At 67.0% G+C, this 24,300-nt stretch carries 25 protein-coding genes and 2 tRNA genes; 12 read left to right on the forward strand and 15 right to left on the reverse strand.

Going from position 1 to position 24,300, the window contains the following annotated elements; genetic code table 11:
* Nucleotides 1-9: 9 nt before the first annotated feature.
* From AB3M90_RS10925 to rpmH, 8 genes are all read right to left on the reverse strand, one after another.
* Nucleotides 10-981 carry a ParB/RepB/Spo0J family partition protein gene (locus AB3M90_RS10925; protein WP_412951970.1) on the reverse strand — a complete coding sequence of 324 codons (972 nt, stop codon included), beginning with the start codon at nucleotides 979-981 and terminating at the stop codon, nucleotides 10-12.
* The gene (locus AB3M90_RS10930; protein WP_412951971.1) at nucleotides 981-1,907 is read right to left on the reverse strand and encodes a ParA family protein; all 927 of its coding nucleotides are present in this window, start codon (nucleotides 1,905-1,907) and stop codon (nucleotides 981-983) included. The genes AB3M90_RS10925 and AB3M90_RS10930 overlap by 1 nt, the downstream gene beginning before the upstream one ends.
* A gap of 1,200 nt (nucleotides 1,908-3,107) precedes the next feature.
* A complete protein-coding gene (gene rsmG / locus AB3M90_RS10935; RefSeq protein WP_412951972.1) occupies nucleotides 3,108-3,743 on the reverse strand; it encodes a 16S rRNA (guanine(527)-N(7))-methyltransferase RsmG in 636 nt (211 codons plus the stop codon).
* A 31-nt stretch (nucleotides 3,744-3,774) separates the two neighbouring features.
* On the reverse strand, nucleotides 3,775-4,266 hold the full coding sequence (locus tag AB3M90_RS10940; protein WP_412951973.1) for a Jag family protein: 492 nt from the start codon (nucleotides 4,264-4,266) through the stop codon (nucleotides 3,775-3,777).
* Entirely contained in the window at nucleotides 4,263-5,333 is a 1,071-nt protein-coding gene (gene yidC, locus AB3M90_RS10945) for a membrane protein insertase YidC (protein ID WP_412951974.1), read from the reverse strand. Before yidC ends, AB3M90_RS10940 begins: the two co-directional genes overlap by 4 nt.
* A gap of 3 nt (nucleotides 5,334-5,336) precedes the next feature.
* Complete coding sequence (gene yidD / locus AB3M90_RS10950; protein WP_412951975.1) at nucleotides 5,337-5,687, reverse strand: membrane protein insertion efficiency factor YidD; 351 nt, start codon at nucleotides 5,685-5,687, stop codon at nucleotides 5,337-5,339.
* Nucleotides 5,684-6,034: a ribonuclease P protein component gene (rnpA, locus tag AB3M90_RS10955; RefSeq protein ID WP_412951976.1), complete on the reverse strand. Its 351-nt coding sequence runs from the start codon at nucleotides 6,032-6,034 to the stop codon at nucleotides 5,684-5,686. Before rnpA ends, yidD begins: the two co-directional genes overlap by 4 nt.
* A 6-nt stretch (nucleotides 6,035-6,040) precedes the next feature.
* A complete protein-coding gene (gene rpmH, locus AB3M90_RS10960) occupies nucleotides 6,041-6,178 on the reverse strand; it encodes a 50S ribosomal protein L34 (protein WP_013584598.1) in 138 nt (45 codons plus the stop codon).
* A gap of 437 nt (nucleotides 6,179-6,615) precedes the next feature.
* On the opposite strand from rpmH, the gene dnaA reads away from it, so the two are divergent.
* From dnaA to AB3M90_RS11015, 11 genes are all read left to right on the forward strand, one after another.
* Entirely contained in the window at nucleotides 6,616-7,884 is a 1,269-nt protein-coding gene (dnaA, locus tag AB3M90_RS10965; protein WP_412952708.1) for a chromosomal replication initiator protein DnaA, read from the forward strand.
* 488 nt (nucleotides 7,885-8,372) lie between these two features.
* A complete protein-coding gene (dnaN, locus tag AB3M90_RS10970) occupies nucleotides 8,373-9,515 on the forward strand; it encodes a DNA polymerase III subunit beta (RefSeq protein ID WP_412951977.1) in 1,143 nt (380 codons plus the stop codon).
* 102 nt (nucleotides 9,516-9,617) lie between these two features.
* Nucleotides 9,618-10,808 carry a DNA replication/repair protein RecF gene (gene recF, locus AB3M90_RS10975; protein WP_412951978.1) on the forward strand — a complete coding sequence of 397 codons (1,191 nt, stop codon included), beginning with the start codon at nucleotides 9,618-9,620 and terminating at the stop codon, nucleotides 10,806-10,808.
* On the forward strand, nucleotides 10,805-11,305 hold the full coding sequence (locus AB3M90_RS10980) for a DciA family protein (RefSeq protein ID WP_412951979.1): 501 nt from the start codon (nucleotides 10,805-10,807) through the stop codon (nucleotides 11,303-11,305). The genes recF and AB3M90_RS10980 overlap by 4 nt, the downstream gene beginning before the upstream one ends.
* A 118-nt stretch (nucleotides 11,306-11,423) precedes the next feature.
* On the forward strand, nucleotides 11,424-13,556 hold the full coding sequence (gene gyrB, locus AB3M90_RS10985; protein ID WP_412951980.1) for a DNA topoisomerase (ATP-hydrolyzing) subunit B: 2,133 nt from the start codon (nucleotides 11,424-11,426) through the stop codon (nucleotides 13,554-13,556).
* 75 nt (nucleotides 13,557-13,631) lie between these two features.
* Entirely contained in the window at nucleotides 13,632-16,184 is a 2,553-nt protein-coding gene (gyrA, locus tag AB3M90_RS10990) for a DNA gyrase subunit A (RefSeq protein WP_412951981.1), read from the forward strand.
* Nucleotides 16,181-16,585, forward strand: a complete 405-nt coding sequence (locus AB3M90_RS10995) for a DUF3566 domain-containing protein (protein ID WP_412951982.1) — start codon at nucleotides 16,181-16,183, stop codon at nucleotides 16,583-16,585. Before gyrA ends, AB3M90_RS10995 begins: the two co-directional genes overlap by 4 nt.
* Before the next feature lie 168 nt (nucleotides 16,586-16,753).
* The gene (locus AB3M90_RS11000) at nucleotides 16,754-18,040 is read left to right on the forward strand and encodes a sensor histidine kinase (RefSeq protein ID WP_412951983.1); all 1,287 of its coding nucleotides are present in this window, start codon (nucleotides 16,754-16,756) and stop codon (nucleotides 18,038-18,040) included.
* Entirely contained in the window at nucleotides 18,028-18,717 is a 690-nt protein-coding gene (locus AB3M90_RS11005) for a LuxR C-terminal-related transcriptional regulator (RefSeq protein ID WP_412951984.1), read from the forward strand. The genes AB3M90_RS11000 and AB3M90_RS11005 overlap by 13 nt, the downstream gene beginning before the upstream one ends.
* Nucleotides 18,714-19,673 (forward strand): hypothetical protein, encoded by a 960-nt coding sequence (locus AB3M90_RS11010; RefSeq protein ID WP_412951985.1) that lies wholly within the window; start codon nucleotides 18,714-18,716, stop codon nucleotides 19,671-19,673. The genes AB3M90_RS11005 and AB3M90_RS11010 overlap by 4 nt, the downstream gene beginning before the upstream one ends.
* An 86-nt stretch (nucleotides 19,674-19,759) precedes the next feature.
* Nucleotides 19,760-19,833, forward strand: a tRNA-Ile gene (locus tag AB3M90_RS11015).
* 385 nt (nucleotides 19,834-20,218) lie between these two features.
* On the opposite strand, the gene AB3M90_RS11020 is transcribed toward AB3M90_RS11015, so the two are convergent.
* The 3 genes from AB3M90_RS11020 to AB3M90_RS11030 are packed head-to-tail and all read right to left on the reverse strand — an operon-like array spanning nucleotide 20,219 to nucleotide 21,713.
* The gene (locus AB3M90_RS11020; RefSeq protein WP_412951986.1) at nucleotides 20,219-21,139 is read right to left on the reverse strand and encodes a hypothetical protein; all 921 of its coding nucleotides are present in this window, start codon (nucleotides 21,137-21,139) and stop codon (nucleotides 20,219-20,221) included.
* Between the two features lie 2 nt (nucleotides 21,140-21,141).
* A complete protein-coding gene (locus AB3M90_RS11025; protein ID WP_412951987.1) occupies nucleotides 21,142-21,486 on the reverse strand; it encodes a hypothetical protein in 345 nt (114 codons plus the stop codon).
* Between the two features lie 8 nt (nucleotides 21,487-21,494).
* On the reverse strand, nucleotides 21,495-21,713 hold the full coding sequence (locus tag AB3M90_RS11030; RefSeq protein WP_412951988.1) for a hypothetical protein: 219 nt from the start codon (nucleotides 21,711-21,713) through the stop codon (nucleotides 21,495-21,497).
* A gap of 224 nt (nucleotides 21,714-21,937) precedes the next feature.
* Here AB3M90_RS11030 and AB3M90_RS11035 point away from each other — a divergent pair.
* A tRNA-Ala gene (locus AB3M90_RS11035) sits at nucleotides 21,938-22,010 on the forward strand.
* A gap of 3 nt (nucleotides 22,011-22,013) precedes the next feature.
* Here AB3M90_RS11035 and AB3M90_RS11040 read toward each other — a convergent pair.
* From AB3M90_RS11040 to AB3M90_RS11055, 4 genes are all read right to left on the reverse strand, one after another.
* Nucleotides 22,014-22,607: a DUF2165 domain-containing protein gene (locus AB3M90_RS11040; RefSeq protein ID WP_412951989.1), complete on the reverse strand. Its 594-nt coding sequence runs from the start codon at nucleotides 22,605-22,607 to the stop codon at nucleotides 22,014-22,016.
* Nucleotides 22,604-23,173: a DUF3253 domain-containing protein gene (locus tag AB3M90_RS11045; RefSeq protein ID WP_412951990.1), complete on the reverse strand. Its 570-nt coding sequence runs from the start codon at nucleotides 23,171-23,173 to the stop codon at nucleotides 22,604-22,606. The genes AB3M90_RS11040 and AB3M90_RS11045 overlap by 4 nt, the downstream gene beginning before the upstream one ends.
* A gap of 67 nt (nucleotides 23,174-23,240) precedes the next feature.
* Nucleotides 23,241-23,702, reverse strand: coding sequence for a hypothetical protein (locus tag AB3M90_RS11050; RefSeq protein ID WP_412951991.1), 462 nt, complete (start codon nucleotides 23,700-23,702; stop codon nucleotides 23,241-23,243).
* 87 nt (nucleotides 23,703-23,789) lie between these two features.
* Nucleotides 23,790-24,284 (reverse strand): GyrI-like domain-containing protein, encoded by a 495-nt coding sequence (locus AB3M90_RS11055; protein ID WP_412951992.1) that lies wholly within the window; start codon nucleotides 24,282-24,284, stop codon nucleotides 23,790-23,792.
* Nucleotides 24,285-24,300: the final 16 nt, after the last annotated feature.

Below are 24,300 nucleotides of genomic sequence, written 5' to 3' on the forward strand. Positions count from 1 at the left end.
CTCGGGGCATCAGCGCGCGGTCCCGTAGCCCTGCTCCCCGATCTCCTCGAGAATCCGGTTGAGATCCTGGATCGACGCGAAATCGATCGTGACCTGGCCTTTCCGCGCGCCGAGAGCGATCTTCACGCGAGTGTTGAGACGATCACCGAGCTTGCTCGCCACTTCATCGAGATAGGCACGGCGTGCGCCCGGTGTCGGCTTGGGCGTCTTGCCGGCGGCCCCGGGCTGCGCCTTCGCCGCCTCTTCGGTCGCCCGCACCGACAGATCCTCATTGACGACCTTGTCGGCCAGGCGCTGCATCGCCTCGGGAGTCTCGAGGCTGAGGATCGCACGCGCATGTCCTGCCGTGAGCACACCCGCCGCCACCCGCTGCTGCACCGGCACCGGGAGCTTCAGCAGCCGGATCGTGTTGCTGATCTGAGGACGCGAACGCCCGATCCGCCCCGCGAGCTCCTCCTGGGTGATCCCGAAGTCCTCGAGGAGCTGCTGATACGCCGACGCCTCTTCGAGAGGGTTGAGCTCGGATCGGTGCAGATTCTCGAGGAGTGCGTCTCGCAGCAGGTCTTCGTCGGCCGTTTCGCGGACGATCGCGGGGATGGACTCGAGCCCCGCCTCTCGGGCAGCCCGCGTACGGCGCTCACCCATGATGAGCTCATAGTCGCCGTCGGCGTTCTTGCGCACCACGACCGGTTGGAGAACGCCGAACTCACTGACGCTGTGCACCAGTTCTGCCAGGTCGTCGGGATCGAAGTGTGTGCGGGGCTGTCGCGGGTTCGGCACGATCTTCTGCGGATCGACCTGCACCAGACGGATGCCGGGCACCGCCGTCAGATCGTCTTCGGGCGGAGCGATCGTCTCGATCTGAGCCTCGCTCGGACGCAGGCTCGCGCCGGGGAAGAACACGTCGACAGGACGCTCGGTCTGGTCCGCCGTCGGGATCAACGCGCCGATGCCCCGTCCGAGTCCAGTGCGCTTCGCCATCATCTCTCCTTGCTCTGCGTCGGCGTTCGCGACGCGATCTCGACAGCGGCCTCGCGATACGCGATCGCGCCGGCGGACTGCCCATCGTATGCGATCACGGTCTGACCGAAGCTCGGCGCTTCGGAGACGCGCACCGACCGCGGGATCACCGTCTGCAGCACCTGCGTCGGGAAGTGCGCGCGCACCTCGTCGGCCACCTGCTGGGCGAGACGCGTGCGGCCGTCGAACATCGTCAGCAGGATGGTCGACAGATGGAGATCGGGGTTCAGGTGCTTCTGGATCATCTGGATGCTGCCGAGCAGCTGGCTCAGCCCTTCCAGGGCGTAGTACTCGCACTGGATCGGGATGAACACCTCGGATGCCGCCGTGAAGGCGTTGATCGTGAGCAGGCCGAGCGACGGCGGGCAGTCGATGATCACGAAGTCCATGGCCGTGTCGGCGAGGTAGTCGTCGAGCGCGCGCCGAAGACGATGCTCGCGCGCGACCTGGGCGACCAGCTCGATCTCCGCACCCGCGAGATGGATCGTGCTCGGCGCACAGAACAGATTCGGATCCTCAGGGCTCTGCTGCACGATGTCGGCGAGAGGGAACTCCTCGATGAGGACGTCGTAGACGCTCGGTACATCGCCGCTGTGCGGCACGCCCAGCGCGGTGGACGCATTGCCCTGAGGATCGAGATCGATGACGAGGACCTTGCCGCCCAGGCCGGCGAGAGCCGAGGCGATGTTGACGGCGGAGGTCGTCTTGCCGACGCCGCCCTTCTGGTTCGACACCGTGAAGATGCGGGTCTCCCCCGAGAACTCGACCTTCGTGGCCTCGAGCGCTCGGCGCCGGGCGGAGAGGTCGGCGAGCTCCCGCGCGAGCGGTGTATCCATGCCGAACGACTGCTGCGGCGATGCCTTGTCGGGCTGTTTCACGTGAAACATCCACTCCTTTCGGGGCCGCGTTCCACTCTAATCGCTGCGGCTGACGTTCGACTCCGCGGAGGCGGGGACGGCGGGCGGCGGGCCGTCGGTGAGCACGGGGGACGCGGTCAGCAGACTTGTGTGCGGCGAGGTGTCGGCGGGCTCGGGGGCGGATGACTTGCGAGCGGATGACTTGTGGGCGGCGGGGTGGGGCGTTCCCTTCGCTCGCAGAGCGGGGACCCTCCCGCTTCGCGGGCCCCTCCCGATGCTCGCTCCGGGAACGCCGCACCCCGCCGCGGTGCTGCCGGGATGCTGTCCCGCGTCGCGGGGGACGGCATGGGATGCGATTCGCGGGCGAGACCGCCGCGCTGGTCGATACCGTCACGCCGAAGGTTCACGATGTCGACGCACCGATCAGGCTGACGGCATCCGCCGGTTGATTGGCGGTCACTGCCCCGCGCGTGGCCCGGCTTGCAGCCAGAACCGGTTCCGGTGCTCCACTGTTTCACGTGAAATGTACTGCCGAGCCGGCGTTTGCAGCCACTGGCGCTGTTGCTATACCCCTCCGGCGTCTATGACGACGCGCACTACCTTTCTGGCGGACCCGCCGCTCGGTGAGGGTTGGGAAGCGGTGATCGCTCAAGGGAATGTTTCACGTGAAACGTCAGCTCGCGCTTGGTAGTCGCTCAGTCGACGACCGCTGACCTCGTCAAGAATGGCAGTACACGCGGATGTCAGCGTCACTCACCGATCTCCCCCACTGAGCAGTACACCGATGGCGATGGCCCCGATGCGGCTCAAACGACGACGCACCCCACCAACGCGCGCGACCGCAGGAGCGTCCGGCTTCCCGGAGCGAGCATCGAGAGGGCCCGCGAAGCGGGAGGGTTCCCGCTCTGCGCACGAAGGGAAGTCGAACCCTCCCGCCCCCAAGCCCGCTACGACGAAAGTGACCGCCGCGCACACCCCCGTTTCACGTGAAACATCGGCTAAAGCACCTCAATGCACCACCCACCCCGAAGGCGCTCACCAATGCGCACGACCGCAGGAGGGTCCGGCTTCCCGGAGCGAGCATCGGGAGGGGCCCGCGAAGCGGGAGGGTTCCCGCTCTGCGAACGAAGGGAAGCCGGACCCTCCTGCCCCCAAGACCCTGCAGTAACGGCAACGCCGCGGACCCCGCGGTTTCACGTGAAACATCGCCCCGGCCCAAGGCTCGTGACGTCAGCGCACGCGAGCCCGGACGACCCGCGTCGTCTCGGGCAGCACCCCTTCCCCCAAGACCTCGACGCGGACATCGTCGAGGCGGTGCTTCTTGATCTGCTTCCGCGCGGCCTCGATCTCGTTGCCGGCGTTCATGCCTTTGAGGAGTGCGAGCTCCCCGCCGTCTCGCACGAGCGGCGCGGTGATCGGGATGAGCGTACGCAGGGCACTCACGGCCCGTGCTGTCACGACGTCGAATACCTGAACCGGACGAACCTCTTCGGCACGAGCGCGGACCACCTCGACGTTATCCAGGCCGAGCGCCGCCACCTGCTCATCGAGCCAGGTGACGCGACGCTCCATCGGCTCGATCAGAGTCCACTGCACGTCCGGACGCGCGATCGCGAGGACCAGCCCCGGGAGTCCGGCTCCGGAGCCGATGTCCGCAACAGAACCGTGGAAGAGGGGAGCCGCGATGACGCTGTTCAGGATGTGTCGAGTCCAGAGACGCGGCAGTTCGAGCGGCCCGATCAGTCCGCGTTCTTCGCCTTCCTCCGAGAGTGCGGCGGTGAACGACCGCGCGACGTCGATACGGTCACCGAACAGTCTCGCCGCGACCGCCGGTTCGGCTTCGACAGACAGCGGGACGTCGCTCATGAGAACTCGAGACGATGTTTCACGTGAAACATCACCGTCGGCGGAGCACCGTGTGGCGGTCGGCGCCCTCGCCGTACGACTCAGAGACGAGGCCTCGCTCGGCGGCGATGTCGTGCACCAGCTTGCGCTCATAGCTCGACATCGACGGGAGCGACGCCTGCGACGAGCCCTCATCGAGCTTCGCGGCCGCGGCATCCACCAGCGTCTCGAGCTGCCGGCGACGCGTGTCGCGCGATCCGCCGATGTCGAGGATCAGGCGCGAGAAGACCCCGGTCTTGTTCTGCACGGCCAGGCGCGTCAGCTCCTGCAGCGCCTGCACCGTGTCGGGTGCCGACAGCAGGGCGAGTCCGTCTCCCTCAGCCTCGACCGAGACGTAGGCACGGCCCTGGCGTACGTCGAGATTCAGGTCGCCGTCGATGTCGGCGATGTCGAGGAGCTCTTCGAGGTAGTCGGCCGCGACGTCACCTTCGTTCTCCAGCTGAGCCACCGTGGGCTCGACGCTCTGCGTCACGACTTCGCTCATGAACCGCTCCCCTTCTTCTTCGCCCGCTTCTTTCCGACGGGCTGCTGACGCTTCGGTGCCGCTGCCTTGGCCTTCTCGGCCTCTTCGAGCAGGCGCTGCTGCTCGGCCTGGTAGGCGGCCATCGGGACGACCTTGCCCGACGAGTCGATCGCCTTGCCCTTCTTCGCGAGGCGCTCCTCGCGGGCCTTGGCGGCCTCGGATCCCGGCGTGGGCATCTCGCGGATGACGAGGAACTGCTGACCCATCGTCCAGAGGTTCGAGATGAACCAGTACACGACCACGCCGAGCGGGAAGAAGACGCCCGAGAAGATGAAGCCGAGCGGCAGCACGTACAGCATGATCTTCTGCATCTGGTACGCCTGACCGGTCTTGGCCTCGGGCGACAGGTTCTTGGAGATGATCTGCAGCTGGGTGAAGAACTGCGACGCGATCATGAGCACGACGAGCGTGACGAGGATGATGATCGCCGTGGTGTTCCCGGCATCCACCGCGTTGCCGAGCGTCTCGTGCAGTGACGCGACGCCGAACAGCTTGGCCTCGTAGAACTGCGTCGTCAGCTCTGGGCTGAGCAGTCCGACACCGCCCACTCCCTGGATGTGGTGCTTGCTGACGTCGCTCAGCACGCTGTACAGCGAGAAGAAGATCGGCATCTGCACCAGGAGCGGCAGACAGCTCGACATCGGAGTCGTGCCGTGCTTCTTGTAGAGGGCCATGGTCTCGCGGCTCATGGCCTCCCGAGACAGCTGATCCTTCTTCCCGCGATACTTCTCCTGCACTTTCCGCAGTTCAGGAGCTATTTCCATCATCTTCCGCTGGCTCTTGATCTGCCGCACGAACAGCGGGATCAGCGCCGCGCGCACCACGATCACCAGACCGACGATCGACAGCACCCACGTGAGACCGGATGCCGCCGGCAGCCCGATCGTGGTGAGAAGCCAGTGCCAGGCGACGAGGATCAGCTCGACGATCCACTTCAGCGGCCAGAGGATGGTGCCGATCAGGTCGAAGCCGCCACCGGATGCGGCCGGGCTCGGAGTGGAATCAGCGAGCAGAAGGTCTAGACCCACCGTTCAGTCCTTTCGGGAAGGGACGACGAAACCGTGAGCAGTCAGGTCGTGGCGGAAGTGTTCGTGCGGACGGACGTCGTCGACGCCTCCGCGAGTCCAGGGGTTGCAGCGGAGGATGCGCCACGCCGAGAGCAGCGCCCCCTTCGCGGCACCGTGCTGCTGCACCGCTCCTACAGCGTAAGCGGAGCAGGAGGGGTAGTACGCGCACACGTCTCCGTACAGCGGCGAGATCGTCTTGCGGTAGGCGGCGAGGAAGCCGAGCACCAGATTGCGGGGGATCAGCGGGATGCTGCGCAGCAGATCGCGCGATCGCATCCGGGCCGATCCGATCGAGGATGCCGGGAGCGCGGTCATGATGCACCCGCGGGGGCCGCGATCCGGCCGAGGCAGCGGGTCACGTCGGCGCGGAGATCGGCGAACGAGGCGGTGGCGGACGCAGGAAGGGCACGGATGACGACATCCGTGCCCTCGGGAACCCCGGGGAGCGCCTCCGCGCAGACCGCCTTCAGGCGGCGACGCACGGTGTTGCGCACCACGGCGGTGCCCACCTGCTTGCTGATGATGAATCCGAACCGCGCGGCCCTGCGCTCACCGGTCGACAGCATCGACGTGATGACGCGCGACCCGCCACAACGGGATCCGCGGCGAACGACCAGTCGATAGTCGCTCCCGCGGGTCAGCCGATACGGGCGGGCGAGCACAGCGGATTACGCGGAGAGCTCGGTGCGGCCCTTCGCACGGCGGGCGGCGAGGATGCCGCGGCCGGCGCGCGTGCGCATGCGGGCGCGGAAGCCGTGCTTCTTGGCGCGACGACGGTTGTTGGGCTGGAAGGTGCGCTTGCTCATGGAATCACTCCGGGAATACTGCCACCGGGTTCACTGCGACCGGAGACATGGGGAACTGCCAGAAAATGGCATAAGTCAACCAAGTAAGGGTACGTCCTGCCGACGCGCAGAGCAAATCTGCGCGCCCAGGGAACCGGCATCCGGATCCGACCGCACAGCCATTATCCACAAGCGGGACGCACCGGCCCGTTCGACACGCGCGCGTGGTTTCCTGGGCAGGTTGCCGTTCACCGCCGCGGTGACTACCGTGGCATCCGAAGTTATCCACAGGGCTCGGCACGCGGCGCCCTCACCCGATCCACGTCCGGAGCGTCATGTCCTCACCAGCCCAGCCCGACGTCCCGATCTGGACCACGGTGCAGGAACTCCTGGTGGAGGACGACCGGGTGACGCCGCAGCTGCAGGGCTTCCTGAGCCTGGCGGTCCCGGCGGGCGTGATGGCGGCGACGCTCTATCTCGAGGTGCCGAACGATCTCACCGCCGCGCAGATCAACAAGCGCCTGCGGCTGCCGATCATGGAGGCGCTGTCACACATCGGCGACGAGGTCACCTCCTATCGCGTGGTGGTCAACCACGAGTTGGCCGAGCAGCCGACCGCGCCGATCGCCGTCGCCGACTTCGGCCGTCAGGAGCCGGCTCGCGTCGAGTCGCCCATCGAGCCGCCGGCCCAGCTGCGCCACGAGTCGCGCCTGAACCCGAAGTACACCTTCGACAACTTCGTCATCGGTCAGTCCAACCGTTTCGCGCACGCGGCTGCCGTCGCGGTCGCCGAGGCGCCGGCCAAGGCCTACAACCCGCTCTTCATCTACGGCGACTCCGGGCTGGGCAAGACCCACCTCCTGCATGCCATCGGCGATTACGCCCAGTCGCTCTACGCAGGGGTGAAGGTGCGCTACGTCTCGAGCGAGGAGTTCACGAACGACTTCATCAACTCGATCGCCAACAACCGCGGCGCCGCGTTCCAGGCGCGCTACCGCGACGTCGACATCCTGCTCATCGACGACATCCAGTTCCTGCAGGGTCGCGCCGAGACGCAGGAGGCGTTCTTCCACACGTTCAACACGCTGCACGATCACAACAAGCAGGTCGTGATCACCAGCGACGTGGCGCCGAAGCACCTGACCGGGTTCGAGGACCGGATGCGCAGCCGCTTCGAGTGGGGCCTCATCACCGACGTGCAGGCTCCCGACCTCGAGACGCGCATCGCGATCCTCCGCAAGAAGGCGCAGAGCGAGGCGCTGCACATCCCCGACGAGGTGCTCGAGTACATCGCGACCGTCGTGTCGTCGAACATCCGCGAACTCGAGGGCGCCCTGATCCGGGTCTCCGCCTTCGCCAGCCTCAATCGATCCTCACTCGACATCTCGCTGGCCCAGACCGTGCTGCGCGACATCATCGACACCGCCGAGGACAACATCATCTCGCCGACCGACATCATCACTGCGACGGCGCAGTACTTCAAGCTCACGGTCGACGACCTCTACGGGTCGAGCCGCTCGCAGCAGATCGCCACGGCCCGTCAGATCGCCATGTACCTCTGCCGCGAGCGAACGAGCCTGTCCCTGCCGAAGATCGGCCAGCTCTTCGGCAATCGCGACCACACCACGGTCATGTACGCCTACAAGAAGATCAGCGAGCTGATGAAGGAGCGACGCTCGATCTACAACCAGGTCACCGAGATCACGACGCAGCTCGGACGCCGCTGAGCCCGCAGCCTCCGATCAGAAGGGCCGGCTCCCGCATGGGATGCCGGCCCTTCCTCGTTCTTGACAGCGCCCCGCCGCATCCGATAAATGCTTCTATGCACATGTGGATAACTTGTGGATGATGCGGAAAACGATCGGGACGAATGTGCGATCGGCGGGTCATCCTGTGGATAACCGGTCACGACTCCGCAGGGGATCGGATGCCGTACACCCGCGGATTCCTCAGGGATTCCACAACTGACAGCCGTGTAGTTCCTTACTCGCTTCTGCTTTCCACCGGGTTATCCACAGTATCCACAGCGGTTAACACCGTTAAGGAGTTAACACTTCGAGAGGGCGATCCGATCACCAGACGGTGGGGAGAACCCGGTCCCGGGTCGCCGACCCTCCGGTCGTAGGGCTAGGCGCGACTGTGGGACTAGCATGGGAAGCCCTGCACCGGCAGGAACGACGATGACACGTCACAGATCGATGACGAGGGAGCACCCGTGAGGTTTCAGGTCAACCGCGATGTCTTCAGCGAGGCTGTGTCCTTCGTCGTCAAGCTCCTCCCCCAGCGCAACCCGCAGCCGATCCTCGCCGGCGTCCTCATCGAGGCGGACGGAACAGGACTGACGCTCTCGGCGTTCGACTACGAGGCCTCCGCGCGCACGACCATCGAGGCGACCGTCGACACCCCCGGCACGATGCTCGTGCACGGGCGCCTGCTGTCCGACATCGCGAGCCGCCTGCCCAACGCGCCGATCGACATCGCCGTCGAAGAGGACGGCGGGATCACGGTCACCTGCGGCTCCGCCCGCTTCACCCTCGCCGCCATGCCGGTGGAGGAATACCCGTCGATCCCCGAGGTGTCGGGATCGTCCGGCGTCGTTCCGGCCGACGACTTCGGCACCGCCATCGCGCAGGTCGGCTTCGCCGCGTCGCGCGACGACGTGACCCCGGTGCTCACCGGTGTGCAGCTCGCCGTGTCGGGCCAGAACCTCAGCCTGGTGGCCACCGACCGCTACCGCGTCTCGATCCGTGACGTCCCGTGGGACGGCGAGGCCGTCGAGGCCACTGCCCTGGTGCCGGCGCGCACCCTGGTCGAGGTGGGCAAGACCTTCGGGCACGCGGGCACGATCCAGGTGGCGTTCTCCGGAGCGGGCGAGCGCGAGATCATCGCCTTCACCGCCGGCAACAAGACGGTGACGTCGCTGCTGATCAAGGGCAACTTCCCGCCCGTGCGGCGGCTCTTCCCGGAGCAGACCGATCACTACGCGGTCGTCAACACGGCCGATCTCGTCGAGGCCGTGCGCCGCGTGTCGCTCGTGCTCGACCGCGCCGCTCCCCTGCGGTTCACCTTCTCGGCCGACAGCGTCACGATGGACGCATCCGGCAGCGAGCACGCGCGCGCGTCGGAGTCGGTCGACGCGATCCTGCACGGCGGCGACGAGGTCACGCTCGGCCTGAACCCGCAGTACCTGATCGAGGCGCTCGGCGCCGTCAGGAGCGAGTTCGTGCGGGTGACGTTCACGTCGAGCGACAACGCCAACAAGCTCAGTCCCGTGCTCATCACGAGCCAGACGTCTGTCGAGCAGGCCGGTCTCGACTCGTTCAAGTACTTGCTGCAGCCGAACCTGCTCCTGCGCTGAGCGCTCCCGCTCTGCGATTCGTCTCGCCTCACGCGGCGTCACGTCCCGCTCCGCTCGCTCACCGCCCGGGTTTGTCGGACCCCCGAATGTAGGCTGAATCCCGTGATCGTGGAGCACCTGAACCTGGTCGACTTCCGCAATTACGCGACGGCCGATCTCGCCCTTCACCGAGGTCCGAACGTTCTGGTCGGGCGCAACGGTCAGGGCAAGACCAACCTCGCCGAGGCGGTGGTCTTCCTCGCCACCCTCGGATCGCATCGCGTGTCATCCGACGCACCGATGGTCAGAGACGGGCAGGATTTCGCGGTCATCCGTGCACGCCTCTCGCACGGAGAGCGCAAGGTGCTGGTCGAGGTACAGCTGAACAGGCAAGGGGCGAACAAGGCCCGCATCAACGGCTCCCCCTCCAAGACCAACGAACTGCCCCGGTATGCCCACGTGGTGCTGTTCGCGCCCGAAGACCTGCAGATCGTGCGCGGCGATCCGTCGGCGCGGCGGCGTTTCGCCGATCAGCTGCTCATCCAGCGCACGCCACGTCTGGCGGCGGTGCTGGGCGACTACGACCGGGTGCTCAAGCAGCGCAACGCCCTGCTGAAGTCGGCGCGGGCGCGCGGCATCCGCGGCGACGCCCTCAGCACGCTCGACGTCTGGGACGACAAGCTCGTCTCCCTCGGCTCCGAGATCATCACGGCGCGACAGCGCCTCGCGGCGGATCTGCAACAGCCCGTGGCCGACGCGTATGCGGCGATCGCCGGCGCCGACCACCGCCCGCAGCTCGAGTGGGCGCTGTCGGTGAGCGGCGCCGATCCCGAAGACGACGGGGCGGAGCCCGACGACGCCCCGCATGCGCCCCGGGTCGCCGAGGCGGGGACCGTCGCCGACCTGTTCCGCGCGTCGCTCGTGTCGAAACGGGCGAGCGAACTCGACCGGGGGCTGACGCTGACCGGTCCGCATCGAGACGACCTGCTCCTCCGGGTGCGCGACCTGCCGGTGAAGGGGTACGCCTCGCACGGCGAGTCGTGGTCGGTGGCGCTCGCGCTCCGTCTCGCGTCGGCCGAGCTGCTGCGCGCCGAGTCCCCCGCCGGCGACCCCGTGCTCATCCTCGACGACGTGTTCGCCGAGCTCGATGCCGACCGACGCCAGCGGCTGGCGTCGCTGACCGCCGACTACGAGCAGGTGGTGGTGACGGCGGCCGTGGAGGAGGATATCCCCGACGTGCTGCACGCCCACGTGGTGAGGATCGCCGCCGGCACGATCAGCGACGAGCGGCGCAACGGAGGTGAGGACACGTGATCGATGCCTCCTCTTCTGCGGCATCCGCGGTCCCCGAGACGGTGGCGACCTATCTGCGTCTTCGGGGTCTGAAGCCGAGCTCGACATCGTGGAAGCGCAAGAAGCGCATCGTCGACGACGAGAACGCGCCCTTCACGCCCGGCCGGGATCCCGGTTCGCTCGGTGCCGTCCTCGATCGGCTCAGCCGCGACTCCGGCTGGGAGACGACGCTTGCACGTGAAGACCTCGTGCGCCAGTGGGCCGACCTCGCGGGCGCCGACACCGCGAAGCACTCCGAACCGGTGTCGCTCGAACGCGGACTGCTCACGGTGAAATGCGACTCGACGGCCTGGGCGAAGAACCTCCAGTTCATGCGCGCGACGATTCTCACGGAGATCGGGCGGCGTTATCCGGATGCCGGAGTGGAGAACCTCCGCTTCATCGGACCGGACGTCCCCTCCTGGAAATGGGGCCCCAGAGCCGTCCCAGGACGGGGCCCACGCGATACCTACGGGTAGGGCACCACGCAAGGGGTCTGCGGCGCGCAGAGAGCCACACGCGGCCGCTGAGCCGCATATCGTGATGAAATCCCGCTAGAATGGGAGTTCGAGATATCGATGTGGAGAATGCCCTCTGATGACGCCTGAATCCCCCGCAGACGAGACGGAATCGACCGACGGAGGGACCCCCGACCCTTCGACAGGCTCAGGGACCCAGGGGGCGGCATCCGGCGACCAGGGGGCGGCATCCGGCGACCGGGGTGGGGCATCCGGGTCGACAGCTCCGCAGCCCGCAGAGTACGGAGCCGACTCGATCCAGATCCTCGAGGGCCTCGAAGCCGTGCGCAAGCGTCCCGGCATGTACATCGGATCCACGGGTCCGCGCGGTCTCCACCACCTGGTGTACGAGATCGTCGACAACTCGGTCGACGAGGCGCTGGCCGGACACGCCGACACGATCCTCGTGACCCTGCTCGCCGACGGCGGCGTGCGGGTCATCGACAACGGTCGCGGCATCCCGGTCGATCCGCACTCCTCCGACCCCGACAAGTCGACGGTCGAGGTGGTGCTGACCATCCTCCATGCGGGTGGCAAGTTCGGCGGCGGCGCGTACGCGGTCTCGGGCGGGCTGCACGGCGTCGGCTCATCGGTGGTGAACGCCCTGTCGACGCGTTTCGAGGTCGAGGTCAAGCAGAAGGGCTTCGTCTGGCGGCACAGCTTCGCGAACGGCGGCGTCCCGCAGCAGAAGCTCGAGAAGGGCGAGGCGGCCGACACCACGGGCACGTCGATCACCTTCTGGCCCGACGCCGAGATCTTCCAGGAGACGGTGGATTTCGACTACGAGACGCTGCGCACGCGGTTCCAGCAGATGGCCTTCCTGAACAAGGGTCTGCGGATCGAGCTGCATGACGAGCGCGAGGGCCACACCGAGGTCATCGAGGAGGAGGGCACGAGCGTCGAGCAGCAGCGCCGCGACCTCTTCTACTACGAGCGCGGACTAGTCGACTACGTCGAGTACCTGAACAAGGTGCGTCACGCCGAAGTGGTGAACGAGGAGATCATCGCGTTCGAGTCCGAAGACACCGAGCGCAAGATCTCGCTCGAGATCGCGATGCAGTGGACGACGTCGTACACCGAGAACGTCTTCACCTACGCCAACACCATCAACACCCACGAGGGCGGCACGCACGAGGAGGGGTTCCGCGCGGCGCTGACCACCCTGGTCAACAAGTACGCCCGCGCCAACAGCATCCTCAAGGAGAAAGACGACAACCTCTCGGGCGACGACGTGCGCGAGGGACTGACCGCGGTCATCTCGATCAAGCTCGGTGAGCCGCAGTTCGAGGGCCAGACCAAGACCAAGCTCGGCAACACCGAGGCGAAGGCGTTCGTGCAGAAGGTCGTCGGCGACCAGCTCGGCGATTGGTTCGACCGCAATCCGGCGCAGGCCAAGAACGTGATCCGCAAGGCGATCGACGCCGCGACGGCTCGACTCGCCGCGCGCAAGGCGCGCGAGACGGCTCGCCGCAAGAGCGTCTTCGAGTCGGCGGCCATGCCCGACAAGCTCAAGGACTGCACGAGCAAAGACCCCTCGATCAGCGAGATCTTCCTCGTCGAGGGCGACTCGGCCGGCGGTTCGGCGGTGCAGGGCCGAGACCCGCACACGCAGGCGATCCTGGCGCTGCGCGGCAAGATCCTCAACGTCGAGCGCGCGCGTCTCGACAAGGCTCTCGGCAACCGCGAGGTCCAGGCGATGATCCAGGCCTTCGGCACGGGCATCGGCGAGGAGTTCGACATCGAGAAGGCCCGCTACCACAAGATCGTGCTCATGGCGGATGCCGATGTCGACGGACAGCACATCACGACACTGCTGCTCACCCTGCTGTTCCGCTACATGCGCGGCCTCATCGAGGCCGGCTTCGTCTACCTCGCCATGCCGCCCCTCTACCGCCTGAAGTGGTCGAATGCGGCGCACGAGTACGTGTTCAGCGATGCCGAGCGCGACGCCCTGCTGAAGTTCGGACTCGACAACGGCAAGCGCATCCCGAAGGACGCCGGCATCCAGCGGTACAAGGGCCTCGGCGAGATGAACGCGAAGGAGCTGTGGGAGACCACGATGGATCACACGACGCGCACGCTGCGCCAGGTGACCATCGAGGATGCCGCGGCCGCCGACGAGATCTTCAGCGTGCTGATGGGTGAGGACGTCGAGTCGCGGCGCAGCTTCATCCAGCGCAACGCCAAGGACGTCCGCTTCCTCGACATCTAGCGACACCCCTGGGTCCCCGAGCTTGTCGAAGGGTCCCGGATGCTTCGACAAGCTCAGCAACCCAGGAAATGACACATGACTGACGAAGAACGCCCCGAGCCGGCGCACGATCACGGCAAGATCGACCAGGTCGATCTGCAGTCGGAGATGCAGCGCAGCTATCTCGACTACGCGATGGCCGTCATCGTGGGTCGCGCGCTGCCCGACGTCCGCGACGGGCTGAAGCCGGTGCACCGGCGCGTGATCTACGGCATGTACGACGGCGGGTTCCGTCCCGACAAGTCGTTCTCGAAGTGCGCGCGCGTGGTCGGCGAGGTCATGGGCCAGTACCACCCGCACGGTGACACCGCGATCTACGACGCCCTCGTGCGTCTGGTGCAGCCGTGGTCGCTGCGCTACCCGCTGGCGCTCGGGCAGGGCAACTTCGGCAATCCCGGCAACATGGGCGCCGCGGCGCCCCGGTACACCGAGACGAAGATGGCTCCGCTCGCGCTCGAGATGGTGCGCGACATCGAAGAGGACACCGTCGACTTCACCGACAACTACGACGGTCAGACGCAGGAGCCGACGGTCCTCCCCTCCCGCTTCCCGAATCTGCTCGTCAACGGATCGGTCGGCATCGCGGTCGGCATGGCGACCAACATCCCCCCGCACAATCTGCGCGAGGTGGCCGATGCCGCGCTGTGGGCGCTCGACAACCCCGGCATCACGCGCGACGAGCTGCTCGACGGCCTCATCCAGCGCATCCCCGGACCCGACTTCCCGACCGGCGCACAGATCCTCGGCACCAAGGGCATCCACGAGGCGTACCGCACGGGTCGGGGCTCGATCACGATGCGCGCGGTCGTCGACGTCGAAGAGATCCAGGGTCGCACGTGCCTGGTGATCACCGAGCTTCCGTATCAGGTGAACCCCGACAACGTCGCCGTGAAGATCGGCGATCTGGCCCGCGACGGTAAGATCACCGGCATCGCCGACATCCGCGACGAAACCTCGGACCGCACGGGTCAGCGCCTCGTCGTCGTCCTCAAGCGGGATGCCGTCGCCAAGGTCGTACTCAACAACCTGTACAAGCACACCCAGCTGCAGGAGAACTTCGGGGCGAACATGCTCGCCATCGTCGACGGCGTGCCGCGCACGCTGGCGATCGACGGCTTCGTCACCCACTGGATCTCGCACCAGATCGAGGTGATCGTCCGCCGCACGCAGTACCGCCTCAACGAGGCCGAGAAGCGGATGCACATCCTGCGCGGTTACTTGAAGGCGCTCGACGCGCTCGACGAGGTCATCGCTCTCATCCGTCGCTCGCAGACCACGCAGGAGGCGAACGAGGGTCTGCAGAAGCTCCTCGACGTCGACGAGGTGCAGGCCGACGCGATCCTGCAGCTGCAGCTGCGCCGCCTCGCCGCTCTCGAGCGCCAGAAGATCATCGAGCAGGCCGAAGAGCTCGAGGCGCTGATCGCCGACTACAAGCAGATCCTCGCCGACGAGGCGCGTCAGCGCGGCATCATCCGCGAGGAGCTCACCGCCATCGTCGACCGCTTCGGAGACGAGCGCCGCACGCACATCCTGCACGGGTTCGACGGCGACGTGTCGATGGAAGACCTCATCGCCGAGGAGGAGATGGTCGTCACCGTCACGCGCGAGGGCTACATCAAGCGCACGCGCAGCGACAACTACCGCTCGCAGCATCGGGGCGGCAAGGGCATCAAGGGTGCGCAGCTGCGGGCCGACGACATCGTCGAGCACTTCTTCGTCACGACGACCCACCACTGGCTGTTGTTCTTCACCGACAAGGGCCGCGTGTACCGCGCGAAGACCTATGAGGTGCCCGAGGCCGGGCGCGACGCGAAGGGCACGCACGTCGCCAACCTGCTCGCCCTGCAGCCCGACGAGAGCATCGCGCAGGTCCTCGACATCCGCGACTACGCGGTGGCCGAGTACCTGGTGCTGGCCACGCGCGACGGGCTGGTGAAGAAGACCCGGCTCGACGCGTACGACACCAACCGTCAGGGCGGGGTCATCGCCATCCGCCTGAACGAGGACGACGAGCTGGTCAGCGCGCTGCTGGTCGACGCCTCCGACGACATCCTCCTGATCAGCCGCAAGGGCATGTCGGTGCGCTTCAGCGCCACCGACGAGGCGCTGCGTCCGATGGGCCGCCCGACCGCCGGCGTGAAGGGCATGAAGTTCCGAGAGGGCGACAGCCTGCTCTCGGCATCCGTCGCCGCCCTCGGCAGGTTCGTGTTCGTGGTGACCGACGGCGGGTACGCGAAGCGCACCGCGGTCGAGGAGTATCGGGTGCAGGGGCGCGGTGGATACGGCATCAAGGTCGCCAAGCTGAACGACGATCGGGGCACGCTCGCGGGCGGTCTGATCGTCGCAGACGACGACGAGGTCCTTGTGGTTCTGTCCAGCGGCAAGGTGGTACGCTCTGCCGTGGCCGAGGTGCCCGCGAAGGGCCGAGACACCATGGGAGTGGTGTTCGCACGGACGACGGAAGCCGACCGGATCCTCGCGATCGCCCGGAACGGCGAGCGAGGCCTCGCAGAAGACGAGGCGGAGGCAGATTCCGACAGCCCGGCCCCCGAGACGACACCGACACCTGAGGAAAGCACGGACGAATGAGCACGGTAGCCGACAAGCTGGCGAAGAAGTCCACACGCAAGACGGGCGGCAAGCAGGTTCGCCTCCGCCTGGTCTACGTCGACTTCTGGTCGGCCGTGAAGCTGTCGTTCCTCGGAGCGGTGGCCCTGGCGGTCGTGACGATGGTGTCGTTCTTCCTGATCTTCCTCGTCCTGCAGGCCACCGGCATCATGACGACGGCCGACGAGTTCGTCCGCAGCTTCACCGACGGAGCGATCCCGCTCTCCGAGGTGGTGGGCCTCCCGCAGGTCATGGCGTTCGCCGCGGTCGTCGCGATCCTCAACCTCATCGTCTTCACCGTGCTGGGCGCCGTGATCGCCGGCATCTACAACCTCGCCGTGAAGGTGACGGGCGGGCTGCTCGTCGGCTTCATGTCGAACTGACACGTCGCCGAGACCCCGCTCTCTCGCCGAAACCCCGCCCTGCTGACGTCAGCACGGCGGGGTTTCGACGTCAAGGCGGGGTCTCGGCGAAGCAAGTAGGGAAAACCCGAAGGCTGATGTCCGGATGCCTCGGTGTCGGCGCGCGGCACGCGACCGTACCGTGGAACCATGACCACACACTCTGCACCCCCGTCTGAGGCGCCCGCCGCGAAACCGCCGCTGCGCATCCTCCTGACCGCGCTGCATCTGGCCGGCCTCGGAGTGATCGGCGGGGTCATCCTCACCGTTCTGGGTGGACTCCTGGGCACCGGGATCGGTCTCCTCTTCGCCGCCGGCATCGGCGTGGTGCTGCTCGTCGGTCTCGTCTACGCCCTCTTCGGCGTCGGATGGTTCGAGGTCGCGCGGGTGAGTGCGCTCTATCGCACGCCCACCGCTCCCCTCCAGCTGCGTCGGCGCGAGCGCCCGGGCTTCGGAGGCTGGCTGCGGTCGCTCGGACGACAGGCGATCGACGGCCGTATGTGGCGTGCCATCGCGCACTTCGCGATCGCGGCGATCTTCGGCTTCGTCGTGATCCGCCTGTTCTGGTCGCTGGTGTGGTCGGTGTTCATCACCTTCGCCGCCCTCACCGACGCCGAGACCGTCATGGGACCGTTCGGCGGGATGGGCATCCCGGTCGCGTGGTCGCCGCTCGTCGGCATCGTCGGCATCGCGGCATCCGCCGTCGGCATCGTCGGACTGGCACTTCTCCACCGCACGCTCGCCCTGGCGATCGTGGTGCGCAACCGCGAGGCAGAGCTGACCGAGCGCGTTCGCACGACGACCGCACAGCGCGCGGGCGCGGTGCGCGCGGCCGACGTCGAACGCACGCGCATCGAACGCGATCTGCACGACGGCGTCCAGCCGCGTCTGGTCTCGGTGGGCATGACGCTGGGTCTGGCGCAGCAGAAGATCGACAGCGATCCGGATGCCGCGCGGGAGCTGATCGCCGAGGCCCACACCTCGACCAAGGCGGCCATCACCGAACTGCGGCAGCTCGCCCGCGGCATCCACGCCTCCGTACTCGACGACCGAGGGCTCGATGCTGCGCTGTCGGCGCTGGCCGGTCGTTCGCACATCCCCGTGCACCTCGACGTGCGCATGGACCCGTCGTCGGGCTCGAGTCGGCGTCCCAGCCGTGAGGCGGAGGCCGCCGTGTACTTCGCGATCGCCGAATCGCTCACCAACGCGGCCAAGCACTCCCGCGCCAGCGAGACGCGCGTGGTGGTGCGGGTGCGCGACGACGACACGCTCTGGGCCCGCGTCGAAGACAACGGCATGGGCGGCGCGCAGGTGCAGCCGGGCGGCGGTCTCGACGGCATCGCGAACCGGGTGCTCGCCGCCGGCGGCACCTTCCGGCTCGACAGTCCGCTCGGCGGCCCGACCTCGCTGGAGGTGAACGTGCCATGCGCATCCTGATCTGCGAGGACTCGGTCCTCCTGCGCGAGGGCCTGGTGCGCCTGCTCGACGACGCGGGGCACGAGGTCGTCTCGGCCCTTCCCGACACCGTCGGCCTCGCGGAAGCCGTCGACACGACCGGTCCGGAGCTGTGCATCCTCGACGTGCGCCTCCCCCCGACCTACACCGACGAGGGCATCCGCGCCGCACTCGGCCTGCGGGCCGCGCATCCGTCGCTCGCGATCCTGGTGCTGTCGCAGTACGTCGAGGAGCGCTACGCATCCGACCTCATCGCCGCCCAGGGTGGTCCGCTGGGCTACCTCCTCAAGGATCGGGTGGCCGATGTGGCCGAGTTCCTCGAGTCGGTCCGGCGCATCGCCGAGGGCGCGACGGTCCTCGATCCCGAGGTCGTCGCCCAGCTGCTCACGCGTCGCAATCGCGATGATCGGATGCTGCGCCTCACCGAGCGAGAGCGCACGGTGCTGGCGCTGATCGCCGAGGGGAAGTCGAATCAGGCCATCGCGGCGATCCTCTTCCTCTCGGAGGCGAGCGTCGAGAAGCACATCACCTCCATCTTCCAGAAGCTGGGCTTCGAGCAGGACGAATCGGGAAACCGCCGTGTGCTCGCCGCCCTCGCCCACATCGAGAACACCGGCGGCCCGATGCCGTCGACAGGCCCGACAGGAGTGGCACGATGACGAACGAACAGAGCGACCTCTCGGGCGGGCACATCCCGCTCACTCCCCCGCCGGCCTCCGGGCCCGACTCGCCCGGAACGGCGGCCCCCGGCTTCGCCGATCCCGGCGCTGCGGCATCCGCGCCCGAGAACGCTCCGACGCCGTCATCCGGGCGCTCACCCGCGGGTTCGGCGATCCTGACCATCACCGCGGTCATCGGCGGATTCGCCCTGCTCGGCGCCGGCGGCACCGCGGCCTTCGCCGCCACCGGCGATCTGCGCACGGCCGATCGGAAGGACTCCGTGCAGAGCGTCGACGCCGAGGGGGTCGACTCCCTCGATCTGCAGGTGAACGCCAGCAGCACGCGCATCGAGTTCGGCGACGTCGACGAAGCCGAGCTGGCCGTGACGAGCGGCCGAGGTCCGGCGTGGACCCTCGAGCGCAGCGGCGACGAGCTCATCGTGCGCAGCCCGGAGTCGCGGTGGGGGTGGTGGTTCGGATCGTGGTTCGGCGACGAGGAGATCGCGGTCCTCACGCTGCCGGAGGAGCTGAAGGATGCCGCCCTCGACGCGGACCTCACGCTGAACTCGGGCAGCCTCGACGTCGTCGGCGACTTCGGCGGCCTGCGCGTCGACGTGAGCGCCGGTGCGCTCGACATCGAGGGCGCGGCGACCGGCTTCGACGTCGACATGAGCGCCGGTCGCGCCGACGTACTGCTCGACGACGTCGAAGAGGTGTCGCTCGGAGTGTCGGCGGGCACGCTGGCGGTCGAGCTGACCGGGACTCCCCCGACGCAGACCACCGTCGACGTGAGCGCCGGATCGCTCGACCTGACCGTCCCGGATGCCGGATACACGATCATGCAGGACGTCAGCGCCGGGTCGCTCGACGCCACGGTCACGCAGTCGAGTTCGGGAGGTCGCGTCATCGATGTGACGCTGTCGGCCGGCAGCGTGAACATCCGCCCCGGCGACTGACCCGCTTCGAGCGAGAGGCCTGCCCTCCCGGCCTCTCGCTCGATTCGGATTTTCTGTCGTTCTCGGGTAAAGTCTTGGAGGTTGACGGGGCTATAGCTCAGGCGGTTAGAGCGCTTCACTGATAATGAAGAGGTCCCAGGTTCAAGTCCTGGTAGCCCCACCGTTTCCCACCGCGTGATTACGGGGAAGTCCCCACCGTCGTAGCATCACTCGATGCGTTCTGAGCGGCGTGATTGTGCACTCGTTGTGCACTTGCTCGAGACGAGCGCTGCAGCGCTCTCGACGTCGGACGGAGTAGCCCGCGGCTTGTGCGTGACGAAGCCGCCCTCGACCTAGAACCGGGCATCAGGGACAACGCTGGTGATGATCCCGTGCCAGAGGGGGAACGCGTCGAACACGACGCGGGGGCGCCCGCTGAACGGCGCAGCGACGACGACGAAGCGCTCTTGGATCTTATCGAGCGTCGCCGCGTGCAGGCCTTATGGCAGGTACCAAGCCTTACAAGAGTAGCGAGGTTCGTTGAAGGGACGAACCGGGCGGAGACGCTATCCCGACACGACGGATCTGGCGCTCGTGTCGCCTGTGCGCAGAGTCGGAGCACGAAGATCGCGGCGTACTCGGGCAATCGCGCTGACCTCACCCTGCATGTTCTTGACCGCAGCGGCGAGAGTGTCCCACACGGGTGTAGCGAACACCTGGTCGACTGTTTTCGCGTTGACACCGCGAGGCGCTTCGCTTTCGAAGATCACGATCGCTAATGGGTGGAGTTCTGGCTCGACGCCGTCTACTCGGATACCAACGATGCTGCGACACTGCATGCGAAGATTGGCGGCAACCTCTGGCGGAATCCCGTACTCGGCGACGGCTTCCCGTTCCCACTCGGCACGATCCTCTGCGAGGCCGGTGATGCTGTACTTGCCATGTTTCCAAGCCAGGCCGATGATCCCTTGATCAGCGGGATACGACGGACGCCCTCCTATCTTGAGCGTTGGATTCTTTGAGACACGAGCGAGCAGCACGAACTCATCGCCGTCCAGAGCGTAGATACTCGCGCGCGTGTCGTCTCGGTAAAGGCTCAGATCTGTGCAGACTCGCACCACGATCGCGCGCAGCACCGTCTCGATCGCCGACGCATGGGTGCGCAAGTCGCTCGAAGCAGTGTCGAGATCGCGTTGAAGTTCTCCCGTATTTTTCGCCGCAATGATGCCGCCCACGAGGCCAGCACCCACCAAGGCTGCGCCGATGAGGAGCAGAACTACGGTAGTCGCCGCCGCTGACCACGGCCACCACGGGATGAACGCCTCGCTTGCCTCGCTGGGCTGGTCATCGACTAGGAACCCGGCGACGCCTGCAAGCGCGAGCACGAGCGTCCCCGCGTAGTTGACGACCGCAGCCCAATGGTCATGAAACCATCGCTCGGACCGGATGCCGAAGCGCTCCTTGGGCTTCGTTGCGCTGCTCGCCAATGTTAGGCGGGAACCATCTCTGTGCTTCGAATATCGGCTGTCAGCGACTCATCGTCAGCGAGAGAAGGCACACCAGACTCGGCCACTCGACCCCCGGCTGAGCGGATCGCGTCAGTGAACACCTCCGAAGCACGCTCATCGGCGTCTTCCCACGAGTCGGCAGCCACGACCGCGCTGATGTCAACGATGCCCGTTGCGAGCGCAGCGGCAACGTCCGCCCCTTCGACATCCCGGCGCTGCTGCTCGATCTGATGCAGTGCGTTCATCAGGTCATCGATGTGGCTCGCAAGACCATCATGCGTTCGCACGTTGTAGCGGGAGGTTACTCGAATCTTCATAGTTCTCATTCCCATCCTTAACCGCGACTGTAGCAGGACTCGTTGAACAGCCAGTGCAACTTGTAGTTGGCGTACTCGCGCGTCAGGTTGCCAGAGCGGATGTAGGTGACGTGACGTTCCACGCATCCGCACGTTGCTTTCAGTATGGGCCGGACCCCGGACACCGCCCAGCCCGCTTCACGGAACTCGCCGACGATGTGCCGGTGATAGTTCTCCGGCAGGGGTTCGATTGCCACCTGCATCCTCCCGTTGGCCTATCTGAACGTAGCATCTGCCTGGGTAGCTGCTGGGAGCGTGCAGATAGAGACGCGTCGAGGGCGCGAGTGCCGGACAGTCAACGGGCGATTACGGTCCGGCACTCTAGATCACGTATGATCATCTGCGGGGCATCACTGATAATGAAGAGGTCCCAGGTTCAAGTCCTGGTAGCCCCACCCTGAAACTCAAGAATCACCCTCACGGGGCCTTAGCTCAGTTGGTAGAGCGCCTGCTTTGCAAGCAGGATGTCAGGAGTTCGAATCTCCTAGGCTCCACCCTCAGCTCTCCTCCGCACGCGGGCGCCGTGCCGCGTCGTCCCATCGGGGTGACGGCAGGTGCAGCAGCACGAGTCCGATGCCGGCGATCACCGAGTTCCGGAACGCGGGGTCGAGGCCGTTCCACGCGGTCGAGCGCCACATCTGGAACCACTCCCCTCCGATCGTGATGAATCCGCCGACGAAGAGCAGGATGATCATCACCAGCCCGATCGAAGCCCACACGCGCGCGGTCTGGAAGCCCCGTCCGAGGAACCCGCGCACGAAGAAGACGACGGCGACGATCAGGACGATCGCGGTCAGCGACTCCCACGCGATCACTCCGATGTACGCGACGTTCCAGAGAACGGGGTTGTCGATGGCTCGCCACATCACATCGGGGTCGAGTCCCTTTCCGGCATCCTGACCGAAGTTCGTGGTGTCCATCGCCAAGACGTGGTGCACGAAATCGAAGTTGGTCCCGTAATCGGTGATGTTGCCGATGGCGACGAGGAGGATGTAGAGCCCGTTCACGAGCACGAGTGCGGCCGCCGCGAACGGGAGCGAACCGAGCACGTGCCACCGGGGAGAGCGCGCCTGCGCGTCAGTGGTACTCATGACCAGGACCATATCGACTCGCAGGCCCCACATCCAGAGCGCGGCCTTCCCGCCGCCTCCGCGCACCGCGTCAGAGCCTCGGCCCCCCGGATGATCCGCACCGGGCCGCGCACCTCGTCGAGACGCACCGGCTCGCCCTTCTGCGTCACCACGACCTCTCCGCGCTCGGCGAGTTCCGCGGTGACACGGCGGACGTCGTCCATCCGCGACCGCCACGACTCCCCTCCCACGGCGCGTGCGACGTCGCTCGGGCAGATCGACGATTCGCTGCGCTTGCGGGTGAGCGCGCGCACGGTCGCGGCGATCCGCGCGTCGAAACCGTCGCCGGACCGTTCCTCCCACCAGGGGATGCCGCGCTCACCCAGGGCGGTCTTGGCGTCGGCCACCCGTGCTCGCGCGTCGGGCTCGCTGGCCTTCACGGCGCGCCGTGCCGACATCAGCTCGTCGACGAGCTCCTTCCGGAAGGTCTCGGGGATCGACGGATCGGTCGCCCGCCACCGTCGCCCGTCGATGATCACGTGGTGACCGTCGGCCGTCTGCTCCGGCTCCTTCTCGCTGCGCGGCATCCTGTCAGTGTGCCCGGTCCGCCCGGCCGCGCCCAGGGACTTGACGCGAGCGTCGACCCCCGACCCGCTACGCGGCCGGGTCGCTCACCGCCAGCCGGATGCGCTCGGTGAGCACCTTCTTGTTCGCCGCCGTCAGCTCCAGCAGCGCATACGACGTCGGCCACATCGTCCCGTCGTCGAGGTTGGCGATCGGCTCGAACCCGAACGTGCCGTAGCGCACCTTGAACTTGCTCGCCGGCTGGAAGAAGCACAGCACCTTGCCGTCCTTGCCCCATCCGGGCATGCCGTAGTAGGTGCGCGGCATGAGGTCGGGAGCCACCTTCATCACGAGCTCGTGCAGGCTGGTGGCGAGCTTGCGGTCGCCCTCGTCGGGCAGCTTGGCGATGGCCTCCTTGAGGTCGGCCTCGCCGGCCGCGCGCTGCTCTTCGGGAGACTTCTTCGCCCGTGACCGCTTGGCCTTCGCCTCCTTCGCCGCGGCCTGCATGGCCTCGCGTTCCTCGGCGGTGAAGTTCTTGGTGTCTTCGCTCATGAGAGCTCCTCTCGATCGTTCCGGCGTGATGAGGTTCAGCGTAGGCAGGCGGCGCGGTCGTGCGCTTCTCGATTCATGATCGATCCGTCACACCTCCTCGAGGAGGAACGCGAGCTCGATCGTCCACGCGGTCTTGCGCCGCTCGTGCCGGGGATCGGTTCGCAGGATCTCGAAGCGTCCCCCCCAGACACCCGTGTCGGGCTCGGCGTCGAAGCGTCGGCCGATCGTCTCGGGCCAGGCCAGCAGCATCCGGTTCGCCTGCAGGGAGCTCCCGCGGTAGGCGAGCACGGCGTACTCGCCCGGCGGCATCTCGCCGGGTCGCACGCGGTCGTCGCCGGCGTGCACGACGCCGATCGCGCCGACCTCGATCTCCATGTCGCCCGCCATGTCGATCGTGAGCAGACGCAGGAAGAACGGACCATCCGTTTCGACACCCTCCGCGCTCAGCCACGCGAAGAGCTCGGCGAGGAGGGCGTCGCGAGTCGCCAGCATCCCTCGGAACGGGGTCACGATCCGGATGCCGAGCGTCGCGGTCGCTTCCCGGCGCTCGACGCGAGGACCATCGATCTTCTCGAATGCCATGGGGCCATGATGGCGC

The sequence above is a fragment of the Microbacterium martis genome, from assembly GCF_047246685.1.
In the GTDB taxonomy this organism is placed as follows: domain Bacteria; phylum Actinomycetota; class Actinomycetes; order Actinomycetales; family Microbacteriaceae; genus Microbacterium.

Bases quoted from the DNA above. Each gene is read 5' to 3' on its own strand.
- rpmH (WP_013584598.1), bottom strand. From the start codon at position 6,178: ATGAGCAAGCGCACCTTCCAGCCCAACAACCGTCGTCGCGCCAAGAAG.
- yidD (WP_412951975.1), bottom strand. From the start codon at position 5,687: ATGACCGCGCTCCCGGCATCCTCGATCGGATCGGCCCGGATGCGATCG.
- AB3M90_RS10930 (WP_412951971.1), bottom strand. From the start codon at position 1,907: ATGTTTCACGTGAAACAGCCCGACAAGGCATCGCCGCAGCAGTCGTTC.
- AB3M90_RS11005 (WP_412951984.1), top strand. From the start codon at position 18,028: ATGCGCATCCTGATCTGCGAGGACTCGGTCCTCCTGCGCGAGGGCCTG.
- rsmG (WP_412951972.1), bottom strand. From the start codon at position 3,743: ATGAGCGACGTCCCGCTGTCTGTCGAAGCCGAACCGGCGGTCGCGGCG.
- gyrA (WP_412951981.1), top strand. From the start codon at position 13,632: ATGACTGACGAAGAACGCCCCGAGCCGGCGCACGATCACGGCAAGATC.
- gyrB (WP_412951980.1), top strand. From the start codon at position 11,424: ATGACGCCTGAATCCCCCGCAGACGAGACGGAATCGACCGACGGAGGG.
- AB3M90_RS10940 (WP_412951973.1), bottom strand. From the start codon at position 4,266: ATGAGCGAAGTCGTGACGCAGAGCGTCGAGCCCACGGTGGCTCAGCTG.
- AB3M90_RS11025 (WP_412951987.1), bottom strand. From the start codon at position 21,486: ATGAGAACTATGAAGATTCGAGTAACCTCCCGCTACAACGTGCGAACG.
- AB3M90_RS11045 (WP_412951990.1), bottom strand. From the start codon at position 23,173: ATGCCGCGCAGCGAGAAGGAGCCGGAGCAGACGGCCGACGGTCACCAC.
- AB3M90_RS11050 (WP_412951991.1), bottom strand. From the start codon at position 23,702: ATGAGCGAAGACACCAAGAACTTCACCGCCGAGGAACGCGAGGCCATG.
- AB3M90_RS11040 (WP_412951989.1), bottom strand. From the start codon at position 22,607: ATGAGTACCACTGACGCGCAGGCGCGCTCTCCCCGGTGGCACGTGCTC.
- AB3M90_RS11000 (WP_412951983.1), top strand. From the start codon at position 16,754: ATGACCACACACTCTGCACCCCCGTCTGAGGCGCCCGCCGCGAAACCG.
- dnaA (WP_412952708.1), top strand. From the start codon at position 6,616: ATGGCGGCGACGCTCTATCTCGAGGTGCCGAACGATCTCACCGCCGCG.
- AB3M90_RS10925 (WP_412951970.1), bottom strand. From the start codon at position 981: ATGGCGAAGCGCACTGGACTCGGACGGGGCATCGGCGCGTTGATCCCG.
- AB3M90_RS10995 (WP_412951982.1), top strand. From the start codon at position 16,181: ATGAGCACGGTAGCCGACAAGCTGGCGAAGAAGTCCACACGCAAGACG.
- AB3M90_RS11055 (WP_412951992.1), bottom strand. From the start codon at position 24,284: ATGGCATTCGAGAAGATCGATGGTCCTCGCGTCGAGCGCCGGGAAGCG.
- AB3M90_RS11010 (WP_412951985.1), top strand. From the start codon at position 18,714: ATGACGAACGAACAGAGCGACCTCTCGGGCGGGCACATCCCGCTCACT.